Raw genomic sequence first — 17,308 nt, 5'->3', positions numbered from 1 at the left:
CTGACATCTCTTATCTATGAAAGGAGGGGGATCATGAAAGTCAGCCGTCTTGTCAAGCAAGCCCAAAAAGGAAACAAGGAAGCTTTATTACAGCTCATTCTGGCTGATCAGGATGCATATTACCGTCTTGCATACTCCTATATGGGAAACGAGCATGATGCGATGGATGCCTTGGAAGATATGATTGTCACGATCTATGAAAAGATCGATCAATTGCATCATGGCGAAGCCTTCTACAGTTGGAGCAAAACCATTCTGGTCAACCGGTGCAAAACGCTACTGCGCAATAGAACGCGGTACCTGCCTATGCAAGGAGAAGAGGAAGCATCGCTTGCGGGAATGACGGACGATAATCCATTTCGCTATTCCGAGTCTGCCATGAACATGCAGGAATTGTTATCCCATCTGAATGCTAAGCAGCGGGAAGTGATCGAGCTCCGTTATATTCACGATCTGTCCTATCAGACGATCGCAGACATGACCGGTGCACCGCTTGGCACCATCAAATCAAGAATGACACAAGGGCTGAAGAAGCTCAAAGACTTGATTGGAGGTGATCGTTATGAGAACGATCGAGAAGAAATTACAAGCACACAAGCAGAGCTTTCTTAGTGTACAAGCCCCGCCAGAGCTTGAGGGCAGACTTCGGCATGCACTTGAGAATGTGCCGGTCAAACGGAGAAGAAGCAAAGCGCTGCCATGGGTTGCATCGGCAGCCGCAGCACTTATGCTGATTGCCTGCATATACCAGTATCCGGCCTTTGCTTATTACGGCGCGAAGCTGCTGGATCGAAACGCATTGACTTCGCTCAGCTTCTCAGAAGTGGAAGAACACGGGTATGGCCAGTCAGTGAATAAAAGTAAAACGTTTGATGACGGTACTGCCATTACCGTGAATGGAGTGATTGCGGATGATAATGCATTCATTATGTATTACTCCATTGATTTGCCTCAAGGCACCGTATTCGATCCCGATGATCGTTCATTTCGCTACAACGTGGATGCACTGCAAGGCTTTCTGACGGATTCCGATCCGAAAGAAGGGTCAGGCACCTTTAGCCCTGACGGATCGCAGTATAAGGGAATATATAAATTCGAGCCGGTTAGTCCATTCTCCAGAACATTAACAGCAACATTCAGCAGGTGGGAGGATTCGGGGAAACGGATAACCTATCCCATCTCCTTCCAATTTGAAGCGAATAAAGCGATGAAGAGCATTATTAAACAAAAACTGTCCATTTCGGTTCCAGTTGATCTGGGAACCGTTCATTTCGACTTCATAACGGCGTCGCCATCTTCAACGATCGTAAGAGGCTATTATGACCTGGAAATAGACGGCCATCCTAGGTTTACAGGCAAAACCAAGCTATTCGTCAATGGGACCGAAGTCAAGTCTTGGGGAATGAGGTCGATTCGTCACGCTGAAACAGAACTTCCAGGGTTTGAACTGGATTATGATGTGCTTCCAACCGATCAATTGGAGTCCCTTGAGCTTGTACTCACAAACTTCCAAGGTTATCAGCAAGTAGAGAAACCCATTTCGCTTGCTTCACCATCCGATCAGTCCATTCGTATAGGTGACGAAAAATTATGGATACGAAGCGTGACCGAGACCGATGGAGGCTATGACATCGTCATTGCCAGCAAACAATTTACAATCCTGGATAAGGACCAATTATCCATACAAGCCGGGGGGAGCATTGTGCCCGTATCGTCGATTTCCAATTCACGGCCCTGGGATCTGAACAATGGCAACATCCTATGGGAGCAGACCTATTCATTTAACACTACAGACAAGCCAGAGCAATTGCTGTTGCCTGGATTCTACTATATAAAAACTTATGACCATAAAGTATCCATCCCGGTCCATATCAAGTAAACTTACGGTGTATAGAGGGAGGGAGGCATTATGATGATTTTAAAAGCAGGATATGGTTTGGATCCGAGTGGATGTATTATAAGCGATGTCAGCATAAACAAAATAGACAGCAAGTATCAACATTGCATCGAAGAAGCTGTCGAGCGTCTCAAAAGTGTGTTCCAGGAGCAATTGCACAGTGTTTATGTATACGGCAGCGTAGCCAGAGGTGAAGCGGTTGAAGTTCAATCCGATTTAGATCTCATCGCTATGTTTTATGGCAAGCAGGATTCGATGAAATTGGCAGAACTAAAGCAACTGTCCGGAGACCTGTCCGAGCCGTATCGTTATCTTGTACGTGATGTAGGCATCGCTGCTGCATTTTACGATTATACAATGGATCCATCAAATTATTACGAGAATGCATTCCTTAGAGAACTCTGTGTTTGTGTGTACGGGGAGGATATAGGCAGACATTTTGGTCCGTATAAACTTACATCCGAGATTGCCATTTCCTTCAATGGCGATATTGGTCAATCCCTCGCGCGGACACTTACTAGGGTAGAAACGGCTTCTGTTGAAGAGCTCCAATCCATTACACAGGGCTTCGCTCGTAAACTGATTCGAACCTATTATTCCATGGTGATGGCGCGGTCTCAGATTTGGACGACAAGACTTCTGGAGCAATGTGAAGTATTTTTGCAGCACTTTCCGGACAAAGAACCGATCATTCGTACTCTGTTAAGTTGGATCGATGAACCGCCGGCAAGTCGTGAGGCTGTCGTTGAGCTGTTTAAGAACGAAGGGGAGTGGGCGAGGGTGAATTTTGAACGTGAAGCGAGTAAGGTCAATTGAATAAATGAGAAGCTGTCTTTTGCTCAAAAACCCTCCATGCCCCTATTAGAGGGCAGGAGGGGGAGAGTAATCATATACTCGCTTGAGGAAGAGAAGCTTATTTTACTTATCCACTCGCCAATCTACCTTTTTCAAAATCAATATGATGGAAATCAGTGAGAACAGCAATAGTGCAAATGTGTTCCAGGCGACAGAGCCGGACCAGCCCGAAATCAGCACCTCCCGCATGGCTGCGGCGGCATAAGTGGTCGGAAAGATATAAGCGGACCACTGCAGGATCGCGGGCAATTGATCCATATCTACCATGACTGGCGTCAGAAACGAGATGAACATCATCAACGCCTGGACCAGCATATTCGTCAATTGGTGGTTAGGCGACCAGAAGCCGATCAGGACGCCCGCACCGACAACGCTAAAGACGGTGAGCAGCAGTACAGGGACAAGCCCCCAGCTGTAATGGAATTGAATGCCGTAAGCAAGCTGACCGATCATCGCCAGGATAATAAAAGACGGCACGCTCATGATCAAACCGCGCAGCAGGTTGGCGAAGATGAAGTTAACCTTGGCGATCGGCAGGGACGAATAATAGGTGAAGTGGCCTTGATGCTTCTGCCAAGATATCTCCTGAGCCATCGAATTGAGTCCCATGACGATAAGGCCGAAGAGCATGTTCCCTGTAATAATGCGTGTCATGACGGCCGGCGTTGGATCGACGGTGAAAAATTTGAGAAATAGCAGGGTGGTTAGTGGAAACATGCATGCCATGATGAATATCCAAACCCATGCCTCGCGGATGATCGTAAATTGAATGCGGGCCAGAATCAGCCATTCGGTTATTCTGCGTTGGATTAAACTTTGCTGCTCGTGCCCTTGGAGAATAACAGCCTCCTGCAGCTGCGTATTCTGGCTTTGTATGGAGGGTTTCAGCTGTTCCATGTTAGACCACCTCCGCTTGATCTGGCTTATGCTGTTCGTCATCGATATGAAAATAGACATCTTCAAGATTCGGCGGTACCAAAGAATATTCCTGAATCGGTAGTTGATGCTTGCTCAGAAATTCAATCGCATAGCTGGCGTCCTGCTTCTCGATCAGCGTTCGGATTCGATTTTCACCGATTTGGGTCCACTGTCCCAGGGCGCTTAAGCATTGGCTAACATGCTCGCTTTCGCCCAAGGATGTCGTAATCTCCAGCTTCATCCGCTGATCGACTCTTTGCTTTAAGACACTCACGTGATCGATGGCGAGCAGCCTGCCGTGATTGACTACAGCTACTTTATCTACAACCTGTTCAGCCTCCAGCACATTATGTGTCACCAAAATGACCGTTACCCCTTGGCGATTGCGTTCTTGAATCAGATCCCATACAAGCCTTCTCTTTTTCGGGTCCAGCTCATTGGTCGGTTCATCCAGGATCATGACAGGGGAGTAGCCGATCAAGCAGGTTCCAATCCCGATTAAACGCTTCTGTCCGCCCGACACATTCTTCAGCAGCTTGTGACGGAGATCCTGCATGCCAAAGCGCTCCAGCAATTCCTCGGTTTGTTTTCGGGCCGACTCCTTGGTCAGTCCCCGCAGCCTTCCTGTAAAATACAAGGCTTCCCAGGTTTTCAAACTGGTCAGGGCGTGAGGCTCCTGCGAGTAGTAGGCCACCTCCTGCGCAACTCGTTTGGTTTGTGTCTGTACACTTGCTCCTCTATAGCGTACCGTACCTGATGAGGGAGCAAGGTGGCCTACCATCTGTTTGATTAGCGTCGATTTCCCAGCTCCATTCGGACCGAGCAGACCGAGAATTTCCCCTTGCTGAATGTCCAAACTGATGTCCTGATTCGCAACAACTTTTCCTTTTTTGTACGTTTTATTCACATGCTCTAACTGATAGATCATCTCCATCGTTTCTTACTCCTTTCCATTCGTGTGATATGGCTTTGCTGCTGCATGACTGCTTCCGGAGAGTGTATGTATTCTTATTCGTTAATATCAAGATATCGTATGCTCCACTTCGGAGTGACGGGCGGCAGAACGGTTTTCGTCTCGGTCTCGGGACGGATAAGGTGTTTTCGGACAATAAGAACGCGACTCCGGGGTATCGCCAAGCGAGAAATTGCGTTCTAAGTTGCTATGTATGCGGTGTTTTTTGAAGTATAGTTATAAAAGTTTATCCATTTACTGAACCTTTTTCCCCGTGAGAGCGAATTAAGAGTTGTAACATGTTCAGGAGGGGCCCCCATGAATGATAAAGAGTTACTTCCATGGCTGGAAAAGGCGACGAACGGCGATGAGTCGGCCTTTGAGCTTGTCTATCAGGCAACGCACGAGGACGTCTATCGGACGGTTGCTTTTCTGGTCTATAACAAACAGGACATAGAGGATATTGTGAATGAAGTGTACATGCGCATGTGGCGGTCTTTTCACAACTACGATCCGAGCCGTCCTTTCCGGTTTTGGCTGCACGGGATCACGGTGCGTCTTGTCCAGGATTGGAAAAGAAAGGCCTGGCGGAGGATTCGCCTGTTTGAGCGCAATCGTCAGATGACTTGTGAAGAGTTCGTATGGACGGATAAAGCGGTGCTGCAGTCCGAAATGCAGCATGATTTGTTCAGTCTGGTTCGCCAGTTGTCGTACAAACTGCGTGTCGTTGTCATCCTGCGTTATTATCACGATTATGCGCTGGAGGAAATCGCAGACATGCTGCAGATCCCGGTTGGCACCGTGAAATCCAGACATCATCTGGCAATGAAAGAACTCCGGAAACGATTCGAAATGACGGGAGGAGATGCGTATGTCCATTGACAAGGAATTGCGGGAAGAGCTTCGCCAGGTGTCAGCGTCGATGAACTGCCCACCCGAGCTGTACGGACGAGTCCGGCAATCTTATCAACATTATGTGAACGAAAAGAGAGGTCGATTTTCCATGAAAAAACGCATACTTGCAGGCGTGATTGGAATGGCTATCCTGGTTCCGTCTGCTGTATTCGCTTCGCCTTATCTAGCCGATATGATCTTCGGTTCTGTTGAAACCATTGAACAGCACGGAGGGACTCAGGAAGAATATCAAGAGATTGAGGCCATGCTTCAAGTGGCCAAGGGCAAGCTTACGGAAGAGGAATTCCAGGAATATACGGAGCTGACCAAGCAGTTGATGCAGTTAAAGCTGAAGATTACCAATGAAAATGGAGTCAGAGATGTAGAGAAGCTGACTCCCGAAGAACAACAGCAGTGGGATGAGCTCAGCGCGAAGCTTACACCGTACTTTGAGAAGATTACCGGTAGCACCGAGCCGTAAGACACAATCTAGCAGGGACCCGTCCGATGTGGATGAGGTCCCTTCATGTTGTCCTATCGTGACAGATCCCCTAGTGAGTTTTGAGGACGCGCAGCTGGAGCAAGCCAACAAGCAGATTTTGAATAAGGACGATGATACGCCGGTCAACATATCGGTATGAACGGAAGCCCTCAGCATATTGCTGGGGGGTTTTTATGTGGAAATACGTATATGTGAAAAAATGTGTAGGTAAATCGATATACAAGTGACATGCTTCGTCATATTTTCAGCCTCTTTTCTGTTATAGTGGCTCCCTAATTTATGGGAATATGATATTCTTAAGAAAAATGCTGCAGAGGAGAGAACAGAATGTCGGACCATGATGAACTGGCGAAATATCGGCGGAAAAATCTAAAGCTCATTCATTTCAGTAAAGACGATCAATCGTTTGTTGAATCCGAGAAACCCATGGAAACGTTTGCCGATGTCGGGGGCCTGGAAGAGGTCAAGAAAAAGATCAGAATGAACTTCATATTGCCGCTGCAACAGCCGGAGATCTTTGCCGCCTACGGCAAACAAGCCGGAGGGAGCCTGCTATTGTTCGGGCCGCCGGGATGCGGCAAAACTTTTTTGGCACGTGCGGTGGCAGGCGAGATCGATGCTCATTTTTTTCATGTTGAGCTTCAGTCCATTCTTTCCATGTACACCGGACAGAGCGAGCATAATTTGCACGATATATTCGAGAAAGCCCGGGAAAACAAGCCGTGCGTGATTTTCATAGATGAAATTGATGCCCTCGGAGGCAGCCGTCATCAAATGCGTCAGCATCATGACCGCATGCTGGTAAACCAGTTGTTGCTGGAGCTGGACGGACTGCAGGCGGAGAATGAGAATGTGTTTGTCATCGGAGCCACCAACACGCCTTGGTACCTTGATTCCGCGTTGAGACGTCCCGGACGGTTTAACCATCTTGTTTTTGTGCCGCCGCCTGATGAGGCAGAGCGTCAAACGATTCTGGAACTTAAGCTGTCAGGCAAGCCGCTCGGTTCGCTGAACCTAACCAAAATTGCCGCCGAGACGAAGTTTTTCTCCGGAGCCGATTTAGAGCAGCTCGTTCATGATGCTGTAGATGCCGCGATGGAGCGAACCTTTGAGAAAGGGGAAATTCAGCCCATTACGCAGGATGATTTAAAGCGGTCGGCAAAAGGCCGGAAGGCAACCACACTCGACTGGTTTGCAACCGCCAAAAACTATGCGACCTTCAGTGATGTCAATCAGGATTATCAAATCGTGTTGGAATACATAAAGAAGCATGGTGTCAAATCATAATTCGACCAGGAGGATTGAGCATTTGGAAACCATACAGGATTATTCCGCTTATGCCAAAGTGCAACAGCTTATCGAATGGAGGCGGTATAAGGAAGCGTTAAAGGAAGCCCAGCAGCTCATAAAACAGGAACCGGAGGACCCGGATGTTTTTGCGTTGATCGCAAATATCTATCTTCTGATGGATGAAAATGATAAGGCACTCCATTGGTCCAACGAGGCGCTCCGCCGGGAGCCGGAGCAGAGGCTGGCCTGGTATGTGCGGGTCTGCGTGTACTATGCCGCCGATAAGGACCGGGCTTTCGATGAAGCGGTGCAGGAAGCGCTCCGAATCGATCCCTATGAGTCTCATTATTATTATTTGCAAGCGAATATGTTTAACAAGAAAGGGAAGCTCAAGCAAGCGAAAGCCGCACTATTACAGGCGCTTGAAATCCATCCGGAAGTACCGTTATATTTGGCCGTGTTAAGTTATACGGAAGCGCTGCTCATTCACTTTGAGGAATCTGTAAGGCTCGAAAGAATCGCCCTCGAGCATAATATGGAGTCGTCCGAAGTATATTTTTTTCTCGGCCTGGCATCTGGCCAGCGGGGGGATTACAAGTTAAAAGAGACGTATATGCGAAATGCCGTTCGCTTAGAGCCTGACAACAAACAGTACCAGGAAGAGTTTCTAGATGCGCTTCAGCATAATGAGCTGTTATTCAAAATCATTCTATGGCCGGTCAAGTTTCTACGCAAATTGAAGCATTGGCAAGTTCTGATCGCCTGGATTGTCGCTATGCTCTTCTTAAGGCCGCTGCTTATCTTGTTCATTGTGCTGTACGTACTCTCCTATTGGGTGACCAAAGCGACGGTACACGTCAAAGTTTTTGGCTGGGGACGCAGAAGGGTGTGAGTTCTTCCCTCCCCTATAAACGCATTCCTGCTGGAAACCCCGGAGGCTAAGATACGAGCTATCAAGCCCCCGGGGTTTCATATATCTACTTTACTTCCCCGGGGGTTCAGGCGTATAATCCGTTCAGATACAGGAGAGAGAGAAGAGGGAACATATTGATGAACAATGGGTTAGTCAACGCAATTATTGCGTATATCATGTGGGGGGTTCTCCCGCTTTATTGGAAGTTGTTTGACGATGTGCCGGCTGGCGAGATTCTGTCGCACCGGGTTGTCTGGTCGTTTGTTTTCATGGGGATTCTCGTTGCCGTTCAGCGCCGCTGGGGGGATATGAAGCGGGTGGCGGCTAACCGCTCGCTCATCCTATCGCTCACCGCCAGCGGACTGCTGATCGCCTTGAATTGGCTTATCTTCATCTGGGCCGTCAACAACGGCCATGTTGTCGAGACCAGCCTCGGCTATTATCTGAACCCGCTGCTGAACGTGCTGCTGGCGGTCGTCTTCCTTCGGGAGAAGCCTAACCGGGGCCAGTGGCTCGCGATTGCCATCGCAGGCGCTGCGGTGCTCGTCATCGCCATCGATTACGGGCGGTTCCCATGGGTTGCGCTATCGCTCGCCGTATCGTTCGGCTTGTACGGCCTTGCGAAGAAGAAGATCGCCCAAGACGCCTCGGTGGGCTTATTGTCGGAGACAGCTGTCGTCCTGCCCATCGCGCTCGGCTACTGGATCTATTTGGCCGCTGCCGGAAAGACAACGGCGTGGACGCTGCCTGCGCCGATGTTTATTGAACTGCTCCTTTCCGGCGTGGTAACGGCGCTGCCGCTGCTCTTCTTTGCACGGGCGGCCGCCCGGATGACACTGTCCACGCTCGGCTTTGTACAGTACATCGGGCCGACCATCATGCTGTTACTGAGCATATTTGTGTTCAAGGAGTCGGTGTCGCCGGTTCTGCTCATCGGATTCGCGCTCATCTGGACAGCGCTCGTGGTATACACTACCGCATCAATTCGCAGCGCAAAACTGGCGAGGGCGAGCTGAAGCCCTCGCCTTTTCGCGCCCAAATAGCTCAGAGAAGGGCGAGAAGCTAGTTGTGATGTTCTAGACAGGCAGCCGTCGAATGTGATCGGTTGCCTTTTTTAAGTAATGACTGAATCGTTCAATAAATGGCAAGATAACCAATGTTTCACGAACGAAGAACATGTCCCATGCAAAAGTCGTTTGCTTGGCGGCTTTATAGTTTGTCGGTAGAAGGTCATGTCCCGAGCCAAGGACAAAGGGAAGGTCTGATTACCGCTCCATTCGCGATTTCATCAAGCTCGGGCAGGAAGAGGTAGTAATTGATTAAATCTATAGTCAACCTTTCTTTGATGTCTTCTTTTCAAATATGATGTTTATATAGGATTGTGATTTTATGTCAGTGAATCCAAGTATTATATAAACCACAGGTCCACAAGGATACGCGAGAAATTGTATCTATTGGATATTGGAGGACATCACAATGAGCGTGATAAAGAACGAAACGTTAACACAGGTCCTAAGCAAAATGCTCGGAACAAAAATAATCTGCGCCGACTTCCAAACCAAACCATTACATGGTGGTACAGTGGGTAATGTAGAACTCGTAACGGGTAATGCAGAAACCACTGACGGCAGGAAACTCCCCTATAAAATGGTTTTAAAGACACAGAAGAAATGGGAACGCTACAGCGATCCTGATTCGTGGCGCAGGGAATACGATTTGTATAGATCCCATTTCGACGCTCTATTTTCCGAATCTTTCCGCTGGCCGCAATGTTATCACGCCGAGACGAGCGAAGAAGAAAACGAAACGAAGATATGGATGGAATATATCGACGGCATATCGGGTGTAGATTTGACCGGCGACATGTATGAACACGCAGTTGAGGAACTAGGAAGGTTCCAAGGCAAGTTATATGCAGAACAGCCAGCTCTGTTACAGGACCTGACCAACCTAAGCAACGTGGATTATATGAAGAACTTCTATCTTCATTATCGGTCATGGGATAGCGTGTACGGTTATATACGCTCTGACGATTGTGAAATCCCGAAACTTATATGTGACATGCTCATCGGCATTGATGAACGCGCTGACGAAATATTGAGCCGGATTGAAAAGCTGCCCATCGTGCTCTGCCACAGGGATTTTTGGGTGGCAAACATATTCTACTCCGAAGGAAATGTCATACTCCTCGACTGGGATACCAGTGGATGGGGCTATTTAGGTGAAGATATGGCTAGTCTTATCGCAGACGAAGCCGATGTTGAACATATGGTTGCATACTACCGTCGATGTATCCCGGCGTACTACAAGGGCTTCTCGGAATATGCGGACATTTCACACATCACGGATAACTGCGTTTATGAGATGATTCTGCTTATGTTCGGATACAGGCTTGTAGAATGGTATATGAACGCAGAGTCAGATGATGAACGAGCGCTGCACATCCATACCCTGCATAACATCTATGAGATCGGTACCGAACAATGATTGGCCATTCTCAAAAAACATTTTCCTGCATCGATAAATTGAAGCTCTATTAAACCAACCTGCCTAACCGGCAGGTTTTTCTTTCGTTGATCAGAGAAATGGCAATCGTTCGCATAGTGAGCATTGATCGCAAGGATTCGCATTAAATTTCATATATCACTGATATGTATTTTGTGATTATAGAACTCAAAAACTCGATTTAACTTAGATTTTACAAGACTTTTACATAGATATCATTGAATATGTCAGTGACATTCTTTATGTTCAAATTAGATCCCTTGCGGATTCGAGTCGACTCAACGATTAGAGGGATATTTGATGAAAGATATTCGTGTGACCAAACAGAACCAACTCTATCACCGGGTGGCCGATGAGGTCATCGAGATTATTCAAAGCCGCAGGCTGCGTCCGCATGATCCGGTTCCATCGGAAGGCGAGCTTGCCAAGCTGTTCGGCGTGAGCCGAATGACAAGTAAGTTAGCGCTGCAAAAGCTGGCCGAGGAGGGACTGGTGTACCGTTTGCCCCGAAGAGGAACATTCCTTGCTGAACCGCAAGACGGAAGGGCGCAAGGAGGATTTTCTTCCCAGGATACCGCAGCGCTTCCGGCCGCCGAGAAGCGGTTCGGGCAGATCGCGCTCATCATGCCTCACCTGTCCGATTACACGTCCAGAATCATCGCCGCCACCGAGGCTGAAGTGCGAAAGCACGGCTGCGACCTCATTCTAAAAATGACGAAAGACTGCGACGATGAGGATCATTGTCTGGAAAGGCTGGCCGAAGGAGGAATCACTGGCATTATCCTATTTCCCCAAGGGCGAAAGACCTGCAGCGATCAAGTATTACGGTTAAAGCTGAAAAAACTGCCGCTTGTCATCATCGATCGCATTTTCCATGAAGTGGAGATCGATTGCGTATACCACGATCATTATATGGGCTCTTACCAAATGACCAAGTATTTGATCGAGAAGGGGCACCGCGAAATCGGATATACTTCGAACGCGATCGATCATATCACAAGTAGGAGGGAGCGGTATCAAGGTTATATTCAAGCGCTTCTCGACCATCAAATTCCGGTACAATACCAGAACATTCATTTTCGAACCGTCGCTTGCGATACCAGACGCATTAATGAGCGCGATCCGGAACAAGAGCGGTTTATTCAGGACAACCCCCGGATGACGGCCATCATGTGCGGGGATGACCATGTCGCGATCTCGACAATTCACACCGCATTGCAAATGGGGATTCCGGTTCCTGAAAAGCTGTCCATCGTCGGGTTCTCCGATATCCAGTTAGCGGCATATATTCCGACCCCGCTCACGACGGTAAGGCAGGATACCGAGAAGCTTGCCCGATCGGCCGTGGATTTGCTGATGAAGCGCGTTGGCAACTCCAACGAGAATCCAATCACCATTAAAATTCAAACATCGATTGTAGAACGACAATCCGTCCTGTTCAGGACGTAGAATGGATTGCTACAGTTTGCATGACAAGGAGAAATGACTTTTGAAGATTCACTTTCTAGGAACCGCAGCTGCAGAAGGCTTTCCTAATGCATTTTGCCGCTGCGAGCATTGCAGCAAAGCACGGGAGCTTGGAGGCAAAAATATACGCACGCGAACTTCCGCCATCATTGACGATGTCATCAAGTTTGACTATTGCCCGGACTCCTATATGCAGGCGCTGCGGGACAACATTGATCTGGGGGCCATCGAGCACCTGCTCGTCACCCATACGCATTCGGACCATTATAATGCTGCGGATCTGGAATGCCGCAGGGAAGGGATTGCGCACGGCCTCGAGCTTCCGATGCACATTTACGGCAATGACGCCGTGATGCACCACACGCGTGCCGCCATCGGCCGATTCGAAGGACAAAGGTATGCATTCCATCTGGTGCGCCCATTTGAGACGTTCGCTATGGGCAATGCAAGGGTAACGCCATTGTTGGCAGATCATGACCGCATGGAGACCTGTCTGCTGTACGTGATTGAAAAGGAAGGAAAAGCTTTGCTGTACGGGCATGATTCAGGTTGGTTTCCGGATGCGACGTGGGCGTGGCTAAAGGGTAAAAATCTGGATTGCGCCATCCTCGACTGCACCCACGGATACACGGGGAATTCCCGCGACCGCAATCATATGTGTGTGGAAACAGTGCTGGAGGCGCAGCGCGAGTTCCATAAAGAAAACATTCTGAAGCCTGAAGGACAAATCGTCGTCACCCACTTTAGTCATAATTCCAAGCTGCTTCACGAGGATTTTGTCCGCATCTTCGATCCCGTCGGTATTGTGCCAGCTTATGACGGGTTGATCTTAAACATTTAAATTCAAACAAAAGGAATCGATCAAAGGAGTGTTAAAAGAATCATGAGAAAACTATCCATGGCGTTACTCCTCATTATGTGTGTGATTGTATCGGCTTGCGGAGGCGGCAACAATGCCAGCAGTACTAACGGAGGCCCTTCGGAGTCCGGAGCGCCGGCAGGAACACCGGCTGCGTCGGATTCTTCAACTACCGAACCGGTCAAGAATGAGAAGCTGATCGTGTACACGAATGCGAACTCTGACGGCCGCGGCGAATGGCTGATCGAGAAAGCGAAAGGCGCGGGCTTTGATATCGAAATCGTCGGCGCGGGCGGCGCTGACTTGACGAACCGGTTGATTGCCGAGAAGAACAATCCGATCGCGGACGTTGTATACGGCCTGAACAACATGCTTTATGAGAATTTGAAGAAGGAAGACGTTCTGGCGAAGTTTGTTCCAAGCTGGGCCGGAGATGTTGAACAAGGGTTGAACGATCCGGAAGGCTACTATCATGGTCTTGTGAAGCAAGCGATTCTGCTTGGGTACAATCCGAACGAATTCACGCCCGACACTGCGCCAAAGGACTGGACGGACCTCTATAAGAACGATGCGTATAAAGGGAAGTACGAAGCTCCTACGCTGCTAGGACAAAATACGCCTCGCCTTGTCGTTGCGGGGATTCTGTCAAGATTCCAAGATCCGAATGGTGACCTCGGCATATCCGATGAAGGCTGGAATGAAATTCAGCAATTGTATGACAATGGCGTTGGCGCGGTCGAAGGCGAAGACTTCTATGCCAATTTGGCCAGCGGCAAAACACCACTTGGAGCGCTCGTCTCCGGAACCCTGCAGCAGAAGGAAGAGCAATATAACGTGAAAGCCGGCATTGTCAGTCCGGAAATCGGCGTACCGATGGTCGTGGAACATGCAGCAATTATAAACGGAACGAAGAAGCAGGCAACGGCGGAGCGGTTCGTCGAATGGCTCGGATCGAGCGAAGTTCAAGGAGAATTTGCGGTGGAGTTCAATGCCATGCCTGCCAATACGAAAGCGGTCGAGCAAGCCAACGAGTCCGTCAAGGAGCTGTATAATTCCTTAAAACCACAAGATTTCGATTGGGCCTTTATTGCGGATAACATGGATCTGTGGGCAGAGAAGATTGAGCTCGAGATTATGCCATAAATCACGGAATGGAGTCAAACCGGCTGCATATGGAGAACACCAATATGCAGCCGTTCATTCAAGTACAACATAAAGGAAGCGAATAAGATGATTACATTCCAGAACGTTGACATAAAATTCGGAGAATTTCATGCGGTTAAAAACCTTAATTTGCATATTCGGGAAGGGGAATTCTTCACATTCCTCGGGCCCTCGGGTTGTGGGAAGACGACGACCCTCCGCAGTCTGGTCGGGTTTATTATGCCTACAAGCGGACAGATCCTGCTGAAAGACGCCGACATTACCCGGTTGCCGATCGAAAAACGAGAGATCGGGATGGTATTTCAAAGCTATGCGCTGTTTCCCACGATGAATGTGTATGAGAACATCGCCTTCGGCTTGCGTGTCAAGAAGTTCTCTAAGGCGGAAGTGGACCAGAAAGTAAAGGACATTGCCCGGAAAGTGGATTTAAAAGATGAGCAGCTGTTCAAAAAAGTATCGGAGCTATCCGGTGGCCAGCAACAACGTGTGGCGATAGCCCGGGCGCTCGTATTGCAGCCGAGCATCTTGGTGCTGGACGAGCCTTTATCCAACCTGGACGCGAAGCTGCGGGTACAGCTTCGGAACGAGCTGAAACAACTGCAGAAGAAGTTCGGGATCACAACGATTTATGTCACACACGACCAGGAAGAAGCGTTAACACTGTCCGATCGGATTGGTGTATTCAATCATGGGGTCTTGGAGCAGGTCGGTACGCCCCTGGAGGTTTACAATCAATCCCAAACGGAGTTTGTATGCAATTTCATAGGAGATATTAACCGGATCGATCCGGGGATGATCGAGAATAGCCCGCTTAAAGATGTTGTTCAGCCGGGCAATATCGCCTATATCCGCAATGAGAAGGTAAGCCTGCTGCCCCTGCAGGGTATCGATACGGTCCAACTGAAAGGCAAGATCGCGGACCGGGAATTTTACGGTTTATACAGCAAGTATGTATTGGAGATTAAAGGCGGCGGGCAACTAAAGACGATCGAAAAAGAAAGCCGGTTATTTCATCACGAGGTCGGCGACGATGTGGACATCTACCTCCCGGTCTGCGATATTTTGCAATATCCGATGAAGGAGGGGGGAGCATGAAGGCCCGGAACCTGAGCACCCGGCTGGCTTCCATCAACCCTGTCTCGATCCTGTTATACGGACTGATTGTCTGGTTTGTTATTGCCTTTCTGATTTATCCGAACTTGAATATTTACGGCGAGATTTTCTTTAAGGATGGCCAATTCACACTGGAGGCGGCAGAGAAGCTGCTCTCGTCCGAACGCGCGATGCGAAGCTTGTATAACAGCTTTATTCTCGCATTTTCCCTCATCATTACGGTAAATGTGGTGGGCATTACACTGGTACTCATTTCGGAATACTTCGAAATCAAAGGCGCGAAGATCTTGCGATTGGGTTACTTTACGACCTTGATTTACAGCGGAGTCGTGCTCGTGTCCGGCTATAAATTCGTCTATGGCGAAGAGGGCTTTATGACCAAGCTCCTGGTGTACTTGTTCCCTTCATTTGATGCAACTTGGTTTCATGGTTACTGGGCGGTGCTATTCGTCATGACGTTTGCCTGCACATCCAATCACTTTCTATTCTTGAGCAATGCGATTCGCAAAATTGACTTCCAAACGGTGGAGGCCGCAAGAAATATGGGGGCGTCTACTTGGTATATCCTAAGGCGGGTTGTACTTCCGGTGCTGAAGCCTACAATCTATGCACTGACGATCCTGACCTTTCTTACTGGCCTGGCTGCAACGTCTGCGCCGCTGATCCTCGGGGGCAAGGAATTCCAGACGATTACGCCGATGATTCTGACGTTCTCGAGAAGCATGACGTCCAGGGACTTGGCTGCGCTATTGGCACTTATTCTTGGAGTGGCCACGCTGGTGTTGTTGACCATAATGATCCGGTTCGAACGCAAGGGCAACTTCATGTCGGTCTCCAAGGTCAAATCGGAGCTGGTCAAACAAAAAATCCGGAGCAAATTCGGCAACATCGCCGCTCATATTCTGGCTTACGGCCTGTTTGTTCTATATATCGTTCCGGTTGTGCTGATCATCATCTTTTCGTTCACCGATGCGGCTAGTATCTCTACCGCTACGTTGAATCTGAACAGCTTTACCTTGAATAATTACATTCAAGTGTTTTCATCCATGTCGGCCTTCAAGCCTTATCTGGTAAGTATTCTATATGCCGCAGCAGCCTCCGTGATTGTCGTCGCATTGGCGCTGGCCGTGTCCAGAATATTGCATAGATATAAGAACAAGTGGGCGCTTGCCTTGGAATATGCAATGCTGATTCCGTGGATTCTGCCTTCGACGCTGATTGCGGTCGGACTGATCGTCACCTTTAACACGCCGAAGCTGATTATCGGGAATACGGTACTGGTTGGCACCGTCTGGATGCTCTTGATTGCGTATGTCATCATCCATATTCCTTTCACCCTGCGAATGGTCAAGGCCTCCTTCTTCAGCTTGGACAGCAATCTGGAGGACGCTGCAAGGAATCTGGGCGCCAAACCGTTCTATACGTTCAGAAAAGTATTGCTGCCGATCATTCTACCGTCGACCTTAGCGGTTCTGGCACTGAATTTCAACGGAATTTTGGCTGATTATGACGTTACCGTGTTCCTCTATCATCCGGTGTACCAGCCGTTAGGCGTCGTCATCAAGAACAGCACGGATGCGCAGGCGCTCGCGGATACCAAAGCGTTGACCTTGGTTTATTCGGTGATCTTGATGATTATGTCGTCCGTGACGTTATATTTTGTTTATGGAAGAAACAGCAGATCTTGAGGAATTTAAAAAAAAATCATCGAGGGATAAAACCCCGGACTCGTTAAAGTCGCTATATTAGCGGCTTTTTGGTTTTATAACGCTGCTACGTCGAACTGCTCCTGGTAACAGCGTGTTCGGTAGCTTTTGTTTAACTAATGGGCAGTTTGCGGAATTGTGTTGTTGGAAAGTTTCGATACATGTCGAGGAGCAAGAACTTGTCCAATTGCCGATTAGCTTAGTATTAAGTTAACGGGCAGGATAATTCAATAATTTCGCGAATACTCTTATGAAAAGATTAATTTGCGAAGT

At 48.5% G+C, this 17,308-nt stretch carries 16 protein-coding genes; 14 read left to right on the top strand and 2 right to left on the bottom strand.

Annotation, left to right across the window (positions count from 1 at the left end; translation table 11 throughout):
* Nucleotides 1-33: 33 nt before the first annotated feature.
* Genes CHH75_RS00460 through CHH75_RS00450 form a run of 3 tightly spaced genes read left to right on the top strand, consistent with a single transcriptional unit; the run spans nucleotide 34 to nucleotide 2,713 of the window.
* On the top strand, nucleotides 34-612 hold the full coding sequence (locus CHH75_RS00460; RefSeq protein ID WP_095266163.1) for an RNA polymerase sigma factor: 579 nt from the start codon (nucleotides 34-36) through the stop codon (nucleotides 610-612).
* Complete coding sequence (locus tag CHH75_RS00455) at nucleotides 563-1,879, top strand: DUF4179 domain-containing protein (RefSeq protein ID WP_095266164.1); 1,317 nt, start codon at nucleotides 563-565, stop codon at nucleotides 1,877-1,879. The genes CHH75_RS00460 and CHH75_RS00455 overlap by 50 nt, the downstream gene beginning before the upstream one ends.
* A 30-nt stretch (nucleotides 1,880-1,909) precedes the next feature.
* Entirely contained in the window at nucleotides 1,910-2,713 is an 804-nt protein-coding gene (locus tag CHH75_RS00450) for a nucleotidyltransferase family protein (RefSeq protein WP_095266165.1), read from the top strand.
* A 102-nt stretch (nucleotides 2,714-2,815) separates the two neighbouring features.
* On the opposite strand, the gene CHH75_RS00445 is transcribed toward CHH75_RS00450, so the two are convergent.
* Together CHH75_RS00445 and CHH75_RS00440 are read right to left on the bottom strand one after the other, a co-directional pair.
* A complete protein-coding gene (locus CHH75_RS00445) occupies nucleotides 2,816-3,649 on the bottom strand; it encodes an ABC transporter permease (protein WP_095266166.1) in 834 nt (277 codons plus the stop codon).
* Between the two features lies 1 nt (nucleotide 3,650).
* Complete coding sequence (locus CHH75_RS00440) at nucleotides 3,651-4,604, bottom strand: ABC transporter ATP-binding protein (RefSeq protein ID WP_095397148.1); 954 nt, start codon at nucleotides 4,602-4,604, stop codon at nucleotides 3,651-3,653.
* 336 nt (nucleotides 4,605-4,940) lie between these two features.
* Here CHH75_RS00440 and CHH75_RS00435 point away from each other — a divergent pair, with 336 nt between their 5' ends.
* The 11 genes from CHH75_RS00435 (at nucleotide 4,941) to CHH75_RS00385 (ending at nucleotide 17,017) form a co-directional block, all read left to right on the top strand.
* On the top strand, nucleotides 4,941-5,504 hold the full coding sequence (locus CHH75_RS00435) for a sigma-70 family RNA polymerase sigma factor (protein ID WP_095266168.1): 564 nt from the start codon (nucleotides 4,941-4,943) through the stop codon (nucleotides 5,502-5,504).
* Nucleotides 5,494-5,997 carry a DUF3600 domain-containing protein gene (locus tag CHH75_RS00430; RefSeq protein WP_095397147.1) on the top strand — a complete coding sequence of 168 codons (504 nt, stop codon included), beginning with the start codon at nucleotides 5,494-5,496 and terminating at the stop codon, nucleotides 5,995-5,997. The genes CHH75_RS00435 and CHH75_RS00430 overlap by 11 nt, the downstream gene beginning before the upstream one ends.
* Nucleotides 5,998-6,345: 348 nt before the next feature.
* Nucleotides 6,346-7,305, top strand: a complete 960-nt coding sequence (locus CHH75_RS00425) for an ATP-binding protein (protein ID WP_095397146.1) — start codon at nucleotides 6,346-6,348, stop codon at nucleotides 7,303-7,305.
* A 22-nt stretch (nucleotides 7,306-7,327) separates the two neighbouring features.
* Nucleotides 7,328-8,200, top strand: a complete 873-nt coding sequence (locus CHH75_RS00420) for a tetratricopeptide repeat protein (RefSeq protein WP_095397145.1) — start codon at nucleotides 7,328-7,330, stop codon at nucleotides 8,198-8,200.
* Between the two features lie 158 nt (nucleotides 8,201-8,358).
* Nucleotides 8,359-9,237 (top strand): EamA family transporter RarD, encoded by an 879-nt coding sequence (rarD, locus tag CHH75_RS00415; RefSeq protein ID WP_095397144.1) that lies wholly within the window; start codon nucleotides 8,359-8,361, stop codon nucleotides 9,235-9,237.
* A 460-nt stretch (nucleotides 9,238-9,697) separates the two neighbouring features.
* Nucleotides 9,698-10,708, top strand: coding sequence for an aminoglycoside phosphotransferase family protein (locus tag CHH75_RS00410; protein ID WP_095397143.1), 1,011 nt, complete (start codon nucleotides 9,698-9,700; stop codon nucleotides 10,706-10,708).
* Between the two features lie 318 nt (nucleotides 10,709-11,026).
* Nucleotides 11,027-12,175, top strand: a complete 1,149-nt coding sequence (locus CHH75_RS00405; protein WP_095397142.1) for a GntR family transcriptional regulator — start codon at nucleotides 11,027-11,029, stop codon at nucleotides 12,173-12,175.
* 40 nt (nucleotides 12,176-12,215) lie between these two features.
* Entirely contained in the window at nucleotides 12,216-13,034 is an 819-nt protein-coding gene (locus CHH75_RS00400; protein WP_095397141.1) for an MBL fold metallo-hydrolase, read from the top strand.
* Between the two features lie 42 nt (nucleotides 13,035-13,076).
* Nucleotides 13,077-14,195, top strand: coding sequence for an extracellular solute-binding protein (locus tag CHH75_RS00395; RefSeq protein ID WP_095397140.1), 1,119 nt, complete (start codon nucleotides 13,077-13,079; stop codon nucleotides 14,193-14,195).
* Between the two features lie 87 nt (nucleotides 14,196-14,282).
* Entirely contained in the window at nucleotides 14,283-15,311 is a 1,029-nt protein-coding gene (locus tag CHH75_RS00390) for an ABC transporter ATP-binding protein (protein ID WP_095266177.1), read from the top strand.
* Nucleotides 15,308-17,017, top strand: coding sequence for an ABC transporter permease (locus tag CHH75_RS00385; protein ID WP_095397139.1), 1,710 nt, complete (start codon nucleotides 15,308-15,310; stop codon nucleotides 17,015-17,017). Before CHH75_RS00390 ends, CHH75_RS00385 begins: the two co-directional genes overlap by 4 nt.
* The last annotated feature ends 291 nt before the right edge of the window (nucleotides 17,018-17,308 follow it).

The organism is Paenibacillus sp. 7541 (assembly GCF_002276395.1).
Lineage (GTDB): Bacteria > Bacillota > Bacilli > Paenibacillales > Paenibacillaceae > Paenibacillus_AQ > Paenibacillus_AQ campinasensis.
The sequence above is the reverse complement of the archived record's forward strand: the minus strand, read 5'-3'. Positions and strand labels throughout refer to the sequence as shown.